Below are 19,444 nucleotides of genomic sequence, written 5' to 3'. Positions count from 1 at the left end.
AGCGCCTGCGGTTGCTCGAAGGCTTCAATGCCACCGCCGTGGCGTACCCTCGAGCGCAGACCCTCCACGCCTGGGTCGAGGCCCAGGCGCCCGAAGCGCTGGCCGTGGTGCAGGGCGAGCAGCGCTTGACCTATGGCGAACTCAACCAGCGCGCCAACCGCTTGGCCCATCATCTGCTCGCCCGTGGCGTAGGGCTCGGCGAGCGGGTTGCCCTGTGCCTCGAGCGCGGCCCGCAGCGGCTGGTGGCGATGCTGGCCGTATTGAAGGCCGGCGCGGCCTATGTACCGGTCGATCCGGCCTATCCGGCGCAGCGGATCGCCTACCTGCTCGGTGACAGCGCTCCGGCCCTGGTGCTGGTCGAGGCTTCGACCTCGACGCTGGCCGGGAGCCTCGAGAGCGTCTCGCTCGACGGCGATGCCTGGCATGGCGAGCCGGACAGCAACCCCGTCGTCGAGGGGCTGGACGAGCGGCAGCTGGCCTATGTGATCTACACCTCCGGCTCCACTGGCCAGCCCAAGGGCGTGATGGTCGAGCACCAGGCACTGGCCAACCTGGTGCATTGGCACTGCCAGGCCTTCGCGCTCGAGGCCGGCAGCCAGACCTCCAGCGTCGCCGGCTTCGGCTTCGACGCCATGGCCTGGGAAGCCTGGCCGGCCCTGTGCGCAGGGGCGGTGCTGCACCTGCCACCGAGCGACATCGGCGCAGAGCATGTGGACGAGTTGCTGGACTGGTGGCTGGCGCAACCGCTGCAAGTCAGCTTCCTGCCCACGCCGGTCGCCGAACAGGCGCTGCGCCGCGAACGCCAGCACCCGACCTTGCGCACACTGCTGGTGGGCGGTGATCGGTTGCGCCGCTTCGAACGCGATCCGGGCTTTGCCCTGGTCAACAACTACGGTCCGACCGAAACCACCGTGGTGGCGACGTCCGGGCAACTGCAGCCCGGGGGGGCGCTGCATATCGGCAAGCCGACCGCCAACACCCGTGTCTATGTGCTGGATGAGCAGCGCCAGCCGGTGCCGGTTGGCGTGACCGGGGAGCTGTACATCGGTGGCGCCCAGGTGGCGCGTGGCTACCTGAATCGCCCGGACCTGACGGCCGAGCGCTTCCTGGCCGATCCTTTCGGCGGTGGCACGATGTATCGCAGTGGCGACCTGGTGCGCTGGAACGCCGACGGCACCCTGGACTACCAAGGCCGCAACGACGACCAGGTGAAGATCCGCGGTGTGCGGGTCGAGCTGGGGGAAATCGAGGCGGTGCTCAAGGCCCAACGGGGTATTGTCGATGCGGTGGCGCTGGTGCGCGACGAGCGCCTGCTGGCATGGTTCACCGAGGCCGCCGCGGTCGATACCGATGCCCTTCGCCTGCAACTGCAAGCCAGCCTGCCGGCGCACCTGGTGCCGCAAGCGCTGGTGCGGCTGGACAAGCTACCGCTGACTCGTCACGGCAAGCTCGATCGCCATGCCCTGCCGCAACCGCACGCGTCGGCACTGGCCCGACAGGCCTATGTCGCGCCAGTCGGCCCGACCGAGACGGCAATGGCGGCGATCTGGGGCGAAGTGCTGGGGATCGAACAGGTCGGTCGCGACGACAACTTCTTCGAACTCGGCGGCCATTCGCTGTTGGCGGTCAGCCTCACCGCACGCCTGCGCCAAGCTGGCCTTGCGGCAGATGTGCGCACCTTGTTCAGCCAGCCGACCGTTGCGGCGCTGGCGGCCACCTTGGGCCATGGTCGTCGGGTCGAGGTGCCGCTCAACCGTATTGCGTTCGGCTGCGCGCAGATCACGCCGGATCTGCTGCCACTGGTGGCACTGGATCAGGCCGCCATCGAGCGCATCGTCGCCACGGTGCCGGGCGGCGCGCTCAACGTGCAGGACATCTACCCGCTGGCGCCGCTGCAGGAGGGCATCCTCTATCACCACCTGAGCTCGCCGGAGCATGACCCCTATGTGCTCGCCTCGCGCATGGCCTTCGCCGGTCGCGAGCGTCTGCAGGCGTTCGTCGACGCCCTGGGCAAGGTGATCGCCCGTCATGACGTGCTGCGCACCTCGGTGTTGTGGCAGGGGCTGCCGCAGGCGGTGCAGGTGGTGTGGCGCGAAGCGCCGCTGACGGTGCTCGAGGTTGCCGATGAAACCCAGGTGCCTCGTGCCCTGGCCCTGGAGCAGGCGCCGCTGGTGCGCCTGTATCACTGGCCGGATCCGCACGGGCCGGGACGGCTGGCGGCCTTGCAGTTCCACCATATCGTCCTCGACCACACGGCGTTGGACGTGGTTGGTCAGGAGCTTGCGGGGTATCTGCAGGGCCTGCCGGTACCGGCCGAGCCGGGCGCGGCGTACCGCAACTACGTGGCGCAGGCGCGCCTGGGCGTCAGCCAGGCCGAGCATGAAGCGTTCTTCCGCGAACAACTGGGCGATATCGACGAGCCGACCCTGCCGTTCGGTCTGGGCGATGTCCAGCTCGATGGCCAGGCGACCGAGGAAGCCAAGCTATGGCTCGACGACGCCCTTGCCGTACGCCTGCGTCGGCAGGCTCGGCAGCAGGGCATCAGCGTCGCCAGCCTGTTCCACCTGGCCTACGCTCGCCTGCTGGCTGCCGCCAGTGGCCGTGACAGCGTGGTGTTCGGCACCGTGCTGCTGGGGCGGCTGGAGGGCGGCGAGGGTGCCGAGCAGGCCCTGGGCATGTTCATCAACACCTTGCCGCTGCGCCTGGACCTGGCCGGCGTGAGCCTGCACGAGGCGGTGCGGGCGACCCAGCAGCGGCTCAGCGCCTTGCTCGGCCATGAGCATGCCTCGCTGGCCCTGGCCCAGCGTTGCAGTGGCGTGGCGGCGCCGGCGCCGCTGTTCAGCGCCATGTTCAACTACCGCCACGGTAGCCAGGTCGACGAGGCGCAACGCCTGGCTCTGCAAGGGATCGAGACCTTGCACAGCGAGGAGCGCAGCAACTACCCGCTGAGCCTGAGCGTGGACGATATCGGTGAGCGTTTCCGCCTGGTGGCGCTTGCCCCGGCACAGATCGGCGCGGCGCGTGTCTGCGGGATGCTGCGCGAGGTCTTGCAGGGCCTGGCCGAGGCGCTGGAGCGGTCGCCGCAGCTGCCGCTGCTCGATCTGCCGGTCCTGGCAGCCGACGAGCGTCATCAGGTGCTGGAGGGCTTCAATCGCAGCGAGGTGCCCCACGACCTGACGCAGACCTTGCACGGCCTGTTCGAGGCGCAGGTGCTGCGTAGCCCTGATGCGCTGGCCATCGAGGCTGATGAGGTGCAAGTGAGCTATCGCCAGCTCAACGAGCAGGCCAACCGCCTGGCCCGTCATTTGATCGAACTGGGGGTCAAACCGGACGATCGCGTGGCGGTCTGCGTCGAACGCGGGGTGTCGCTGGTGGTCGGCCTGCTGGCCATTCTCAAGGCCGGTGGCGCCTATGTGCCGGTCGATCCGGACTATCCGACCGAGCGCATCCGCCACATGCTCGCGGACAGCGCGCCGGTGGCGGTGCTGGTGCATGGCGCCACCCGCCATGTAGCCGAGTCTGGACACATCATCGACCTCGACCAGCCGAGCTGGACGGACTTGCCAGGCGACAACCCACAGGTAGCGGGCCTGAGCGCCCATCACCTGGCTTATGTGATCTACACCTCCGGTTCCACCGGGGTGCCCAAGGGGGTGATGGTCGAGCAGCGCAACGTGGTCAACCTGGTGCGTTGGAGCGCCGGACTGTTCGCGACCGAGGGCGCGGTGCTGCACAAGACCCCGGTCAGCTTCGACGCCTCGGTGTGGGAGCTGTTCTGGCCGCTGTGCAGCGGGCTGCGCCTGGTGCTGGCACGCCCGGATGGGCAGCGCGATCCGCAGTACCTGGTCGAGCTGATCGAACGCCGCCAGGTCGGCGTGGCGCAGTTCGTGCCGGCGCTGCTGCAGCAGTTCCTCGAGCAGGTGGACAGCGCCCGCTGCGCGAGCCTGACCGACATCGTCTGCGGCGGTGGCGAGCTGACCGAGGCATTGGCCCGTCAGGTGCGCGAGTGTTTGCCGCAGGTGCGCCTGCACAACGTCTACGGTCCGACCGAGACCACGGTGGACTGCAGCGTCTGGACCTTGCAGCCGCAGGATCCGCTGCCACAGGGCGCGCTGCCGATTGGCCGGCCGATCGACAACACCCGGCTGTACGTGCTCGATGGCCATGACCAGCCGGTGCCGATCGGCGTGGCCGGCCAGCTGCACATCGGCGGTGCCGGGGTGGCTCGCGGTTACCTTGGGCTGGCGGAGCAACAGGCCGAGCGCTTCATCGCCAGCCCGTTCAACGAGGGTGAGCGCCTGTACCGCAGCGGCGACCTGGTGCGCCAGCGCGCCGATGGCGTGCTCGAGTTCCTCGGACGCAGCGACCACCAGATCAAGCTGCGCGGTCTGCGCATCGAGCCGGGCGAGATCGAAGCCTGCCTGGCACGCCTGCCTGGCGTGCGCGAAGCCGTGGTGCTGGTGCATGACGCCGCGCCCGCGGGGCCTCGCCTGGTGGCCTACCACACGGGCGAGCCGCAGTTGGCCGAGGTCCTGCGCCAAGCGCTGCTGGCGCGGCTGCCGGAGTACATGGTGCCGGCGCTGTTCCTCCACCTCGAGGCTCTGCCGCTGACGCCCAACGGCAAGCTCGACCGCAAGGCGCTGCCGACGCCGGAGCTGCCGGCGCGCGTTTACGAAGCGCCGCAAGGTGACACCGAACAGCTGCTGGCCGGGATCTGGGCCGAACTGCTGGGCGTGGAGCGGGTAGGGCGCCATGACAACTTCTTCGAACTGGGCGGCCACTCGCTGCTGGCGGTGACCCTCACCTCGCGTCTGCGCGAAGCCGGCCTGGAAGCCGACGTGCGCAGCCTGTTCGAACACCCGACGCTGGCAGGTTATGCCGCCATCACAGACAGAATGGAGATCGTCCTGTGAGCATCAACGAACTACTGGCGACACTGACCGCCAACAATGTCCAGCTGGCACTCAAGGACGGCCAGCTGGCGGTCCAGGGCAACCGCCAGGCCTTGACCGACGCGAACCTGGTGGCGCAGCTGCGCGAACACAAGCCGGCGCTGCTGGCGTTGCTGGCCAGCGGTGAATACGTGGCCAGCCGCCAAGGCACTGTCGAGGTCCCGGAAAACCGCATTGCGCAAGGCTGTGCGCGGATCACCCCGGACTTGCTCAGCCTGGTCGAGCTCGACCAGGCGAGCATCGATCGGGTGGTCGCCAGCGTGCCCGGCGGCGCCGCCAATGTGCAGGACATCTACCCGCTGGTGCCGCTGCAGCAGGGCATGCTGTTCCACCATGCCAGCGCGGGCGAGCACGATCCCTATGTGATGCAGGCGCGCTTCGTGTTCGCCAGCACTGACCGGGTGCAGGCCTTCGCCCAGGCGTTGCAGGGGGTTATCGACCGCCACGACATCCTGCGCACCTCGGTGTACTGGAGGGACATCGAGACCCCGGTGCAGGTGGTCTGGCGCCATGCCACGCTGTGCGTCACGCACCTGCCGGCCGGGCAGGCGCCCGAGACCGCTTTCGACCTGGGCAAGGCGCCGCTGATCCGCCTGCAATGCCAGGCCGCCGAGGCAGATGGCCGGGTCCATGCGACTTTGCAGTTCCACCATGTGGCCATGGACCACAGTGCGCTGGAGGTGGTGCGTCACGAAATGCTTGCCTTCCTGCTGGGCGACGGTGCCCGGCTGGGGCGACCGGTACCGTTTCGCAACCATGTGGCCCAGGCCTTGCTGGGTGTGGGGGAGGCCGAGCACGAAGCGTTCTTCGGCGACATGCTGGGCAGTGTCGACGCGCCAACCCTGGCTTATGGCCTGAGCGATGTGAAGGGCGACGGCGCGGCACTGAACGAATATGCCGTGGATCTCGACCTGCCGCTGTGCCGCGCCTTGCGCGGCCTGGCGCGCACCCGTGGGGTGAGCGTCGCCAGCCTGTTCCACCTGGCCTGGGCACGGGTGCTGGGCGGTCTGACCGGGCGCGATCGGGTGGTGTTCGGCACGGTGCTGATGGGCCGCCTGCTGGGGGCGGAGGCTACCGAACGGGCACTGGGCATCTTCATCAATACCTTGCCGCTGCGCGTGGACCTGGACGGCGCCGACCTGGCCGTGGCGATCAAGGCGACCCACCAGCGCCTGAGCAGCCTGATGCGCCACGAGCATGCGCCGCTGGCCCTGGCCCAGCGCTGCAGCGGCGTGGCAGCGCCAACGCCGTTGTTCAACGCCTTGCTCAACTATCGCCACAGTGCGCCTTCGGGCGCCGAGGCGGTACGCCGGGCCGGCTGGGCCGGCATCGAGATCGTGCATGCCGCCGAGGCCACCAACTACCCGCTGACCCTGAGCGTCGACGACTTCGGCGAGGCCTTCCGCCTGACCCTGCTGGCCAGTCCCGAGGTGCCGGCGCAGCGCGTCTGCGGTTATCTGCAACAGGCGCTGCGCAGCCTGCTCGAGGGCACGCTCGGCGAGGTTCGCGCGTTGCCCATGCTGCCGCCCGAGGAGCGCGAGCAGTTGCTGGAGGGTTTCAACCAGACGCCGGGCCGCCCGGCCACCAGCGGCACCCTGCACCCGCGCATCGAGGCCATCGCCCAGGCGTACCCGGACGCCACCGCCGCCACTTGCCAGGGGCAGGTGCTGAGCTATGCCGAGCTGAACCGTCGCGCCAATGCCCTGGCCCATCACCTGATCGCCTTGGGCGTGCGCCCCGATGACCGGGTCGCGGTGCTGGCCCGCCGTGGCCTGGACACGCTGATCGGGCTGTTGGCCGTGCTCAAGGCCGGTGCCGGCTATGTCCCGGTGGACCCGGCCCACCCCGACGAGCGCGTGCGCTACCTGCTCGACGACAGCGCCCCGGTGGCGGTGCTGACCGTGCAAGCCCTGCGCGGGCGACTGGGGCCGCTCGGGGTACCGGTGCTGGACCTCGACCGGCCCGACTGGCCGGCCCGCGAGGACGACCCCGTGGTCGCGGGGCTGAACGCGACGCACCTGGCCTATGTGATCTACACCTCCGGCTCCACTGGCCAGCCCAAGGGCGTGATGGTCGAGCACCAGACCCTGAACAACCTGGTGGACTGGCACTGCCGGGCGTTCGACCTGTGCCTGGGCCGGCATACCTCGAGCCTGGCCGGCTTCGGCTTCGACGCCATGGCCTGGGAGATCTGGCCGGCGCTCGCCAGCGGGGCGGTCCTGCACCTGGCGCCGCCAGGCGAGGGCCATGAGGACCTCGACACCCTGCTCGCCTGGTGGCGTGGGCAACCCCTGGACGTGAGCTTCCTCCCCACACCTGTGGCCGAGTACGCCTTCAGCCATCAACTGGAACATCCGACCTTGCGCACGCTGCTGATCGGTGGAGACCGCCTGCGCCAGTTCAATCGCACCCAGACCTTCGCCGTGGTCAACAACTACGGCCCTACCGAGACCACGGTGGTGGCCAGTTCCGGAAGGGTCGAGGCCGGTGGCGCGCTGCACATCGGCAGGCCGGTGGACAACGCCCGGCTGTACGTGCTCGACCCTGGTCTGCAACCGGTGCCCCTGGGCGTGCCGGGCGAACTGTATGTCGGTGGCGCCGGGGTCGCCCGTGGCTACCTGAACCGTCCTGAATTGACCGCCGAACGGTTCCTCGAGGACCCGTTCGCCGGGCGCCCGGACGCGCGCATGTACCGTACGGGCGACCTGGTGCGCTGGTTGGACGACGGCAGCCTGGAGTACCTGGGGCGCAACGACGACCAGGTGAAGATCCGCGGTGTGCGGATCGAGTTGGGCGAGATCGAAAGCCGCCTCGCCAGCCTGCCGGGGATCAACGAGGCGGTGGTGCTTGCCCGTGAGGATCAACCGGGCCAGTCGCGCCTGGTGGCCTACTTCACGCCGCAGCCGGACATCGAGGCGCCGCAGCCGGAACTGCTGCGTAGCCAGCTGCTGGCGCACCTGCCGGCGTACATGGTGCCGGTGGCCTTCGTCACCCTGGCAGCGTTGCCGCTGACCGCCAACGGCAAGCTCGACCGTCGGGCTCTGCCGGCGCCGGAGCGTTCGGCGCTGTTCGAGCAGGCGTACGTGGCCCCCGAGGGCGAGCTGGAAACCGCCCTCGCCGAGCTGTGGGCGCAGCTGCTGCAGGTGGAGCGGGTAGGGCGTCACGATGATTTCTTCGCCCTGGGCGGCCATTCGCTGCTGGCCATGCGCATGGTCTCGCAGGTGCGACTGAGGCTGGGGGTGGAACTGACCCTGGCCGAGCTGTTCGCCAATGCCGAGCTGGCGGTGCTGGCCCAGGTGCTGGCCGGCGCCGGGCGCAGCGCGCTGCCCGCGATCGTGCCGGTGCCACGCGGGCAGCCGCTGCCATTGTCGTTCGCCCAGCAGCGGCTGTGGTTCCTTGCCCAGCTCGAAGGCGGCAACCAGGCCTACAACGTGCCGCTGGCCCTGGGCTTGCGCGGCGAACTCGATGTCGAGGCCCTGGAGCGTGCGCTGCTGTGCATCGTCGCGCGTCATGAAAGCTTGCGCAGCCGCTTCGTGCCCAGCGGCGACAGTGCCCAAGTGCAGCTGCTGGACACGCCCCAGGCAGGCTGGCTGCGCCGCGAGACGATCGCGCCCGAAGCCCTGGCCGAACGCCTGCAACGAGAGGCGCTCGCGCCCTTCGACCTGCTCGCCGGGCCGCCAGCGCGCGCCAGCGTGCTGCAACTGGACGGGCAGCACCATGTGCTGATCCTCACCCTGCACCATATCGTTGCCGATGGCTGGTCCCTCGGCGTGCTGACCCGCGAGCTCGGCGCGCTGTATGCGGCCCTGCGCGCAGGCCAGGACGATCCACTGCCGGCGTTGGCCATTCAATATGGCGACTATGCCGTGTGGCAGCGTCGCTGGCTGGCCGGCGAGCAGGTACAACGCCAGGTCGACTACTGGCGCGAAGCCCTCGACGGCGCGCCGAGCCTGCTGAACCTGCCCTGCGACCGGCCACGCCCGGCACGCCAGGACTTCAGCGGTGCCAGCCTGGCACTGCGCCTGGACGAACGCCTGGGCGCTGGCCTGCGCAGCCTGGCCCGGCGGCATCAGGCAACCTTGTACATGGTCCTGCTCGGCGCCTGGGCCGCGACCTTGGCACGCCTGGCCGGGCAGGCCGAGGTCGTGGTCGGTTGCCCGGTAGCCGGGCGCGGCAGTGCCGAACTGGAACCGCTGGTGGGGCTGTTCGTCAACACCCTGGCGGTGCGCATCGAAGCCGCCGGGGCGATTAGTGTCGAAACGCTGCTGGGCCAGGTCAAGGCGCGTCTGCTGCAGGCTCAGGCGCACCAGGACCTGCCATTCGAGCAGGTGGTCGAGGCCGTTCGCCCGACGCGCAGCCTGGCGCATACGCCGTTGTTCCAGACCACGCTGAACTGGCAGGCCGGCGAGGGCCCGGTCCTGAGCCTGGAAGGATTGCGCCTGGAAGCCGTGGCGCAGACCAACCAGGTGGCCAAGTTCGACCTGTCGCTGACCTTGGGCGAGCAGGGCGAGGCCCTGACCGGCAGCCTGGAGTACGCGACGGCGTTGTTCGACGAGGCCCGTGTGCAACGCATCGGCGGCTACTTCGAAGCGATGTTGCGGGCCATGGTGGCCAACGATCAGCAGCCACTGGCCGATGTGCCACTGGTGCTTGGCGCGGAGCGTCGGCGCCTGCTGCATGTTTTCAACAACACGCGGCGGCTGTTCCCGCTCGGGCAGACCGTGCATGGCATGATCGAGGCCCATGCCGCGCTGACTCCGGAGCGCGCGGCAGCGGTGGCGGATGGGGCGCACCTGAGCTACGGCGAACTGAACCGCCAGGCCAACGCCCTGGCCCATCATCTGGTCGAGCTTGGCGTGCGCCCCGATGACCGCGTGGCGGTGGTCGCCCGCCGTGGCCTGGACACCTTGGTGGCGATGCTCGCGACGCTCAAGGCCGGCGCTGGCTATGTGCCGGTGGACCCGGCCCATCCTGACGAGCGCCTGCGCTATCTGCTCGACGACGGCGCCCCCGTGGCGGTGCTGGCCCAGCAGGCGCTGTTCGAGCGCTTGCAGGGGCTGACGGTGCCGCTGCTGGCGCTCGATCGCCCGGACTGGCCGGCGCGGGACGACAATCCGCAGGTGCCTGGGCTGGGCGAGAAGCATCTGGCCTATGTGATCTACACCTCCGGCTCCACCGGCGAGCCCAAGGGGGTGATGGTCGAGCACCAGGCCCTGGCCAACCTCGTGCATTGGCACTGCAAGGCCTTCGAACTGGGCGCCGGGGATCACACCGCCAGCGTTGCCGGGTTCGGTTTCGACGCCATGGCCTGGGAAGTCTGGCCGGCGCTGTGTGCCGGGGCCGTGCTGCACTTGCCGCCCGCGACATTGGGCAACGAGCAGCTCGATGCGCTGCTGGCCTGGTGGCTGGAGCAGCCGCTCAAGGTCGCCTTCCTGCCCACGCCGATCGCCGAATACGCCTTCGCCCAGGGGCTGCGCCATCCGACCCTGCGCACCCTGCTGATCGGCGGCGACCGCTTGCGCCAGTTCCACGCCGACCCCGGGTTCGTGGTGGTCAACAACTATGGCCCCACCGAAGCCACCGTGGTCGCCAGCTCCGGCCTGGTGCTGCCCGGTGGCACGCTGGATATCGGCCGGCCGATCGCCAACACCCGCCTGTACCTGTTGGACGAAGCGCGTCAGCTGGTGCCCCTGGGCAGCACCGGTGAGTTGTACGTGGGCGGTGCCGGCGTGGCGCGGGGCTATCTGAACCGCCCTGAACTGAGCGCCGAACGCTTCGTCGACGACCCCTTCGACGAACTGCCCGGCGCGCGCATGTACCGTACTGGTGACCTGGCGCGCTGGAATGCCGACGGCACCCTGGATTACCAGGGACGTAACGATGACCAGGTGAAGATTCGCGGGCTGCGTATCGAACTGGGCGAGATCGAGGCCCAGCTGCTGCGTCTGCCGGGCATCGACGAGGCACTGGTGCTGGCCCGGGAGGACATCCCTGGCGAGCCTCGGTTGCTGGCCTGGTTCATCGCCCAGGACGACGCTCCCGCGTCGGCGCAACTGCGGGCCAGCCTGGCCCTGCGGTTGCCGGCCTACATGCTGCCAGCAGCGTTGGTACGGCTGGACAGCTGGCCATTGACCAGCAATGGCAAGATCGACCGTCGCGCGTTGCCGGCGCCTGAGCGCGAAGCCTTGGCCGGGCAGGCCCACGAGGCCGCTGAAGGTGCACTGGAGATGGCCTTGGCCGAGCTGTGGCGTGAACTGCTGCATGTCGACAAGGTCGGCCGCCACGACCGGTTCTTCGAACTGGGTGGCCATTCTCTGCTGGGCATGCGCATGGTTGGCCAGGTGCGCCAGCGCCTGGGGCTGGAGCTGTCGCTTGGCCAGCTGTTCGCCGACGACCGCCTGCTGGCGGTGGCCTCCGCGCTGCAAGGCGCCGCGCCATCCGGGCTGGCACCGATCGAGGCGGCGCCGCGCGGTCAGTCGCAGCCGTTGTCGTTCGCCCAGCAGCGCCTCTGGTTCCTGGCGCAGATGGACGACGCCAGTGCCGCCTACCACATTCCCCTGGCCCTGGAACTGCGGGGACCACTGGACCGCCCGGCACTGCAGCGTGCCCTGGCGCGCATCGTCGAGCGTCACGAGAGCCTGCGCAGCCACTTCGCCCAGGAGGGCGCCGAAGCGCGCGTGCGAGTGACGCCCGGTGACGGCGGCTTCAACCTGGGCTGGCACGACCTGCGTGGCCAGGGCCAGGCATTGGCCGGGCTGCTGCGCGAGGAAGCGCTGCAGCCGTTCGACCTGGGCCATCAGCTGCCGATCCGTGGGCGCCTGCTGTGCCTGGAGCAGGACCGCCATGCGTTGCTGCTGACCCTGCACCATATCGTGGCCGACGGCTGGTCGATGGGTGTGTTCACCCAGGAACTGGCGGCCCTGTACCAGGCGTTCGCCGCTGGCGAGCCCGACCCGCTGCCAGCGCTGGCGATCCAGTACGGCGACTATGCCATCTGGCAACGGCGCTGGCTGGCCGGGGACGAACTGCAACGTCAGGGCGACTACTGGCGTCAGGCCCTGGCCGCAGCGCCGGCACTGCTGACCCTGCCCACCGACCGAGCCCGCCCGGCGCGTCAGGATTACCACGGCGAGCGGGTCGAGGTTCGCCTGGACCGGCGCTTGAGCGCTGATCTCAAGGACCTCTGCCATCGCCACGCGATCACCCCGTTCATGCTGTTCGGCGCGGCCTGGGCGGTGCTGCTGGCGCGGCTGTCCGGCCAGGCCGAGGTGGTCATCGGCACCCCGGTGGCGAATCGTCGGCATGCCGAGGTCGAGGGGCTGATCGGCCTGTTCGTCAACAGCCTGGCCCTGCGTATCGACACCGCCGGCGCGCCGGATGTGGCCGCGCTGCTGGCCCGGGTCAAGGCCTGCGTCAGCCTGGCCCAGGACCATCAGGACATTCCCTTCGAGCAGGTCGTCGAGTTGCTGCAACCGTCCCGCAGCCTGGCCCATACACCGCTGTTCCAGGTGTCGCTGGCGTGGAACGGTGCGGCGGTGGAGGCCGTGCAGCTGGACGGTCTGCAGCTGGCGCCGCTGGGCACGCCGCAAGCCATCGCCAAGTTCGACCTGACCCTGAGCCTGGGCGAGACCGCCGAAGGCTTCGCCGGCACCCTGGAGTTCGCCACCGCGCTGTTCGACCGCGCAACCATCGAGCGTCATGTCGGCTACCTGGAGCAATTGCTCTGGGCCTTCGCCGGCAGTGACCTGACGGTGCCGGCCAGGGTCGAGCTGCTCGGCGCCGCCGAACGCCGCCAGGAGCTGGTCACCTGCAACGCCAGCGAGCTGGTCGGTGGCCTGCAACAGCCGGTGCAGGCGTTGTTCGAGGCCCAGGTGGCGCGGTCGCCTCAGGCTATCGCGGTGCAAGCCGAGGACGCTCAGCTGAGCTACCAGCAGCTCAACCAGGCAGCCAACCGTCTGGCCCATGCGCTGATCACCCGTGGCGTGCGTCCCGACAGCCGGGTGGCCGTCTGCCTGGCCCGCGGGCCGCAGTTGCTGGTCGGCCTGCTGGCGGTGCTCAAGGCCGGTGGCGCCTACGTGCCGCTGGATCCGAGCTACCCGGATGAGCGCCTGGACTTCATGCTCGCGGACAGCGCGCCACTGGCGCTGCTGGTGGACGCGACCAGCCGTTCGCGTTTCGCCGCCAGCCAGGTGCCGTGTCTTGACCTGGACCAGCCGAGCTGGGCCGCCGAGCCTGTACACAACCCGCAGGTCAAGGGGCTCGGCGCGCGCCACTTGGCCTATGTGATCTACACCTCCGGCTCCACCGGCACGCCGAAGGGGGTGATGGTCGAGCACCGCAGCCTGTGCAACCTGGTGCATTGGAGTTCGCGTCTGATCGCCCCGAGCGCCGACGGCGCGCTGCTGCACAAGACCCCGGTCAGCTTCGATGCCTCGGTGTGGGAGCTGTTCTGGCCGCTGTGCGCCGGGCTGCGGCTGGTGCTCGCTCGCGCCGATGGGCAGCGGGACCCGGCCTACCTGGCCGCCGTGATCCAGCGCCGGCGGGTCGCTGTCGTGCAGTTCGTCCCGGCATTGCTGCAGCAGTTCCTGGCGCTGGAGAGCAGCGCGGCCTGCGACAGCCTGACCGACATCGTCTGCGGTGGCGGCGAGCTGACCTCTGCCTTGGTGGGGCAACTGCGCACGCGCCTGCCAAAGGTTCGCCTGCACAATGTCTATGGGCCGACCGAGACTACCGTCGACTGCAGCGTCTGGACCCTGGAGCCGGGCCAGCCGCTGCCGGAGGGCGCGCCACCGATCGGTCGTCCGATCGCCAACACCCGACTCTATGTGCTCGACGACCAGGGGTTGCCGGTACCTCGCGGCGTGGTCGGCGAACTGCACATCGCTGGCGTTGGCGTCGCACGGGGCTACCTCGGCTTACCGGAGCTGGACGCCGAGCGCTTTGCCGACAGCCCGTTCGTGGTGGGCGAACGCCTGTACCGCAGTGGCGATCTGGTGCGCCGCCGCGCCGACGGCGAACTGGAGTTCCTCGGTCGCCGCGACTTCCAGGTCAAGCTGCACGGCTTGCGTATCGAACTGGGCGAGATCGAAGCCTGCCTGGCGAGCCACGACGCCGTGCGCGAGGTCGCGGTGCTGCTGCGGGGCGAGCGCCTGGTGGCCTGGTTCAGCGTGCGCGAGGGCGCCGATGTACCGAGCATCGACGCGCTGCGCAAGCATGTGCGGGCGCGATTGCCGGACTATATGGTGCCGTCGGCCTACGTGACGCTGCAGGCGATGCCATTGACCGCCAACGGCAAGCTCGACCGCCAGGCCCTGCCCGAACCGGGCGCCGAGGCGGTGCTCAGGCGCAGCTACGAAGCACCGGTGGGCGTGGCCGAGACTCGCCTGGCGGCACTGTGGGCCGAGCTGCTCAACGTCCCGAGGGTAGGGCGCCATGATCACTTCTTCGAGCTGGGCGGCCATTCGCTGTTGGCGGTGACCCTGGTCTCGCGCCTGCGCGCCGAGGGCCTGGAGGCCGATATTCGCGTGCTGTTCGCCGAACCGACCCTGGCCGCGCTGGCCGCGACCCTGGGACACGAAGGCGGGCAACAGGTGCCGGCCAACCGGATCGGCGCCGACTGCCAGCGCATCACCCCCGACCTGCTGCCACTGGTGGCGCTGCAACAGGCCGAGATCGAGCGGATCGTCGGCCAGGTAGCCGGCGGCGTCGGCAACGTGCAGGACATCTATCCACTGGGGCCGCTGCAGGCCGGTATTCTCTACCACCACCTGGCCAGCGAGGGCGACGACCCCTACCTGTTGCAGGCGCGCTTCGCCGTGGCCGACCGTGCGCGGCTGGCGGCCCTGCACCAGGCGTTGGACCAGGTGATCGAGCGCCACGACATCCTGCGCACCTCGCTGGCCTGGGAGGGCTTGGCGCAGCCTGTGCAGGTGGTCTGGCGCCGAGCGCCGCTGCCGGTGATCGAGATCGCCGCCGACGAGCCCCTGGCCTTGCGCCTGGACCTGACCCGCGCGCCGCTGTTGCGCCTTTTGCATAGCCGCGATCCAGACACCGGCACCATCACCGCGACCCTGCTGTTTCACCATCTGGTCATGGATCACGTCGCCCAGGACGTGCTGCGCGCCGAGCTGCAGGCCTGCCTGCTGGAACAACAGCGGCACTTGCCGGCGCCGGTGCCGTACCGCAATTACATCGCCCAGGTGCTCAAGGGGGCGGGCGAGGCGGAGCACGAGGCATTCTTCCGCGAGCAACTGGGCGATATCGATGAGCCAACCTTGCCGTATGGCGCCCACGCGCAACCCCACGCAGATGCCGTGGCCGAGGCCCGCTGCTGGCTGGACGCCGAGCTGGCGCGACGTGTACGCCAGCAGGCCCGGCAGCTGGGTGTCGGCGCCGCCAGCCTGATGCACCTGGCCTGGGGCCTGGTGCTGGGGCAGCTGTCGGGGCGTGACAGTGTCGTGTTCGGTACCGTGCTGCTGGGGCGCCTGCAGGGTGGCGAGGGTGGCGAGCGGGCGCTCGGGGTATTCATCAACACCTTGCCACTGCGCCTGGACCTGGGCCGTCTGCCGGTGCGCGAGGCACTGCTCGACACCCACCGCCGGCTCACGGGCCTGCTGCTGCACGAGCACGCCCAGCTGGCCTTGGCTCAGCGTTGCAGCGCACTGCCGCCGGGCGCGCCGCTGTTCAGCGCCTTGCTCAACTACCGGCACAGCGCCGCCGCGCTGGACCGCGACGCGGTGGCCGGGCAGGCTTGGGCCGGCATCGAGCTGTTGCACGCCGAGGAGCGCAGCAACTACCCCCTGGCCCTGAGCATCGATGACCTGGGCGAGGCCTTCGTCCTCAGCGCCCAGTGCGCCCCCGGAATCGATGCGCGGCGCCTGTGCGCTTACCTGGAGCAGGCGCTCGATGGCCTGGCGACGGCGCTGGAAACCGACCCCGAGCAAGGCTTGGAGCGCCTGAGCGTGCTCTCGGCGCAGGAGCGTCAGCGCCTGGTCGGCGAATACAATGCCAGTGCCCGCGACTACCCACGCGAGCTGCCCGTGCATGGCCTGTTCGAACAGCAGGTGGCGCGTCATCCGCTGGCCTTGGCCGCGCTGCACGACGAGCGTCAGCTGACCTACGGCGACCTCAACGAGCAAGCCAATCGCCTGGCCCACTGGCTGATTGGCGAAGGGGTGAAACCGGGCGAGCACGTGGCGATCCTGCTGCCGCGCTCGCTGTCGCTGCTGCTGGCGCAGCTGGCGGTGCTCAAGTGCGCCGCGGTCTACGTGCCGCTGGATATCAACGCCCCGGCCGAACGCCAGGCGTTCATGGCCCGCGACTGCCAGGCCGTGGCGCTGCTGACCCTGGGGGGAATGGCCGGTGACTGCGGCGTGCGGCGCATCGACCTCGACTGCCTGGCGCTCGACGACCAGCCGGGACACAACCCGGGCTTGTCGGTCGGCGGCGCAGCGCCAGCCTATGTGATGTACACATCCGGCTCCACCGGTACGCCGAAGGGTGTGCGCGTGGCGCACCGGGGCATTGCCAGGCTGGTGCTGAACAATGGCTATGCCGACTTCAACGCCCGTGACCGTATCGCCTTTGTCTCCAACCCGGCCTTCGACGCCGCCACCATGGATGTCTGGGGTGCGCTGCTCAATGGCGGACAGGTGCTGGTGATCGACCACCAGACCCTGGTGGAGCCCGCGCAGTTCGGCATGGCCCTGCGCGATGGCGGCGCCAGCGTGCTGTTCGTCACCACGGCGCTGTTCAACCAGTACGTGCAACTGATCCCCGAGGCCTTGGCCGGCTTGCGCATACTGCTGTGCGGTGGTGAGCGTGGCGACCCTGGGGCCTTCCGCGCGCTGCTGGCCCAGGCGCCAAAATTACGCCTGGTGCATTGCTACGGACCCACGGAAACCACGACCTATGCCACCACTTACGAGATCACGGCGCTGGAGCAGGGCACGGAGCACGTGCCGATCGGCCGGCCTATCGGCAATACCACGGTCTATGTGCTCGACCATCAGGGGCGGGTGGCGCCGGAGGGCGTGGCCGGCGAGCTGTACATCGGTGGCGACGGCGTGGCACTGGGCTACCTCAATCGCCCGCAACTGACCGCCGAGCGCTTCCTCGATGACCCGTTCGCGGCCCAGGCCGGTGGCCATCTCTATCGCACCGGCGACCTGGCCCGCTGGCGCGCCGACGGCCTGCTGGAATGCCTGGGGCGCAGCGACGACCAGGTCAAGATCCGCGGGTTCCGCATCGAGCTGGGCGAGATCGAGCAGCAGCTGGCCCACTGCCCTGGGCTGGACGAGGTGGTGGTCATGGCCCAGCGGCTGGAGCAGGGACCGCTACGCCTGGTGGCCTGGTATACCCGCCACGACGAGGCGCTCGATGGGCCGGCGCTACGCGCCTTCCTGCGCGAGCGCCTGCCGGAATACATGCTGCCGGCGGCCTATGTGGCGCTGCCGACCTTGCCGTTGACCAACAATGGCAAGGTCGACCGCAAGGCCTTGCCGCTGCCTGCTGCGCAGGACATGGCGGTGGCCGTCTTCGAAGCGCCGGTCGGCACCCTGGAGCTGGCGCTGGCCCAGCGGTGGGCGCAGGTACTGGAAGTCGAGCGGATCGGGCGCCACGACAGCTTCTTCGAACTGGGCGGGCACTCGCTGCTGGCGATTCGCCTGGTCAGCGAGCTGGATCGTGCGGGCTTGAACACTACCCTGGCGGAGCTGTTCCAGTACCCCAGCGTGGCGGCGCTGGCCGAACGCCTGGGGCAACGCGAGGCGCCGGAACGGGACGATGGCCTGGTCACCGTGCGCGCCAGCGGCAGCCAGCCGCCATTGTTCCTGATCCATGAGTTCAGCGGCCTGGACCTGTACTTCCCGGTCCTGGGCCGGCATATCCCGGGCGACTTCCCGATCTATGGCTTGCCGGGCGTGCCGCTCGGCCAGCCGCAGCTGTTCACCCTGGAGTGCCTGGCGACGCGCCTGGTGCGGCGGATTCGCAGTGTGCAGCCGCAAGGACCGTATCGCCTGGCTGGTTGGTCGTTTGGCGGGGTGCTGGCCCACGAGGTGGCGGCCCAGTTGCTGGGGGCGGACCAGGCGGTGGCGTTCGTCGGCCTGATCGACAGCTACGTGCCGCGCCTGACGGATCAGGGCAAAGCGCGTTGGCAAGGGCCGCAGCTGGCCGAGGCGCAGCTGCTGTTGCACTGTCGCAGCCACTGGCAGGCCCAGGGCGAGGCCGGCACCGCACAACTGGCCGAGGTCGAGGCGCTGCAGTGCGCGGGGTTGGCGTTCGACGCGTTGCTGGCCCATTGCCGTGAGCGGCATTTGCTGCTGCCGGGGCTGATCCAGGCCAGTGACGCGCAATTGCGTCATTTCTTCGAGCGTCAAGTCGCCCACGGCCATGCCTTGGCCCATTACCACCTGGCGCCGCTACCTGTGCCGTTGCATCTGTTGCGCGCCGAACAGCGCAGCGCGGGTATCGTCTGCGACAGCCCGACGCTGGGTTGGGCCGAAGCGCTGCCGGATCAGGCGTTGCACTGCGTGGACGTGCCGGGGGATCACCAGAGCATGGTGCAGGAACCCCATGTGGCCGTGCTCGGGCAGGCCATCGCCGAGGCCATGGGCGCCGCTCAGGCCCGCGACTTGCCGAGGCACCAGCCGTTGCTGGCGATCCAGAGCGGTGTTCCCGGGCATGTGCCGGTGTTCTGCGTGCCGGGCGCCGGCGATAGCGTTACCAGCTTCATCGGCCTGGCCGAGGCGCTGGGGCCGGACTGGCCGGTGCATGGGCTGCAGGCCCGTGGACTGACGGTGGGCGAGGTGCCGCACAGCAGCGTGGAAGCCGCCGCCGATTGTCAGCTGCAGGCCATCGAGGCGTTCTACCCCGAAGGGCCGCTGAACCTGGTCGGGCATTCATTCGGCGGGTGGGTGGCGCATGCCCTGGCCCTGCGCCTGCAGGCCAAAGGCCGCGAGGTGCGCTCGCTGACCCTGATCGACAGCGAAGCGCCGGGTGGGGAGGGTAGCTGTGGCACGCCGCACACCTTCACCGCCGCCCTGCAACGGCTGGTGGCATCGTTGCAGCTGTCTACCGGCAAGTCCTTGGGTATCGATGCCCTGGCCTTCGCCGAGGCCGATGACCAGGTACAGCTGGCGCAGTTGCATGGCGCCATGGTGCGGGTCGGCCTGATGCCCGCGCGTTCCTCTCCATCGGCGCTGGCCGGGGTCACCCGTACATTTTCCACGGCGCTGCGCACGGTCTATCGACCAGAGGGCCAGTTCAAGGGCCTGGCGCGGCTGGTGCTGGTGGCGGACCCGAGCCTGGACGCCGCTGGCAATCAGCGTGAGCAAGGGGCGATGGAGCAGGGGTGGCGTCAGTTGCTGCCGCAGTTGGAGGTGTGGCGAGGGCCGGGCAACCACTTCAGCATCCTCAAGGTGCCGGATGTGTTCAGCCTGGCGGCCTGGTGGCATGACGGACAGGCCTTGGCCGCCAAGGCAAGGTCGTCGTGA

Annotated in this window: 2 protein-coding genes (1 of these 2 only partly in view); both read left to right on the top strand. The window is 69.6% G+C overall.

Features of this window, described 5'->3' with window-relative positions:
* Positions 1-4,913, top strand: partial view of a non-ribosomal peptide synthase/polyketide synthase gene (locus tag ACYUME_RS14005; RefSeq protein ID WP_460415193.1) — the 3' portion only. It extends 20,551 nt beyond the left edge of the window; 4,913 of the gene's 25,464 nt are visible here — the last part of the coding sequence; its start codon lies beyond the left edge, outside the window; its stop codon occupies positions 4,911-4,913.
* Positions 4,910-19,444 (top strand): amino acid adenylation domain-containing protein, encoded by a 14,535-nt coding sequence (locus tag ACYUME_RS14000; RefSeq protein ID WP_460415191.1) that lies wholly within the window; start codon positions 4,910-4,912, stop codon positions 19,442-19,444. Before ACYUME_RS14005 ends, ACYUME_RS14000 begins: the two co-directional genes overlap by 4 nt.

This window comes from Pseudomonas sp. microsymbiont 2 (assembly GCF_054788395.1).
The sequence above is the reverse complement of the archived record's forward strand: the minus strand, read 5'-3'. Positions and strand labels throughout refer to the sequence as shown.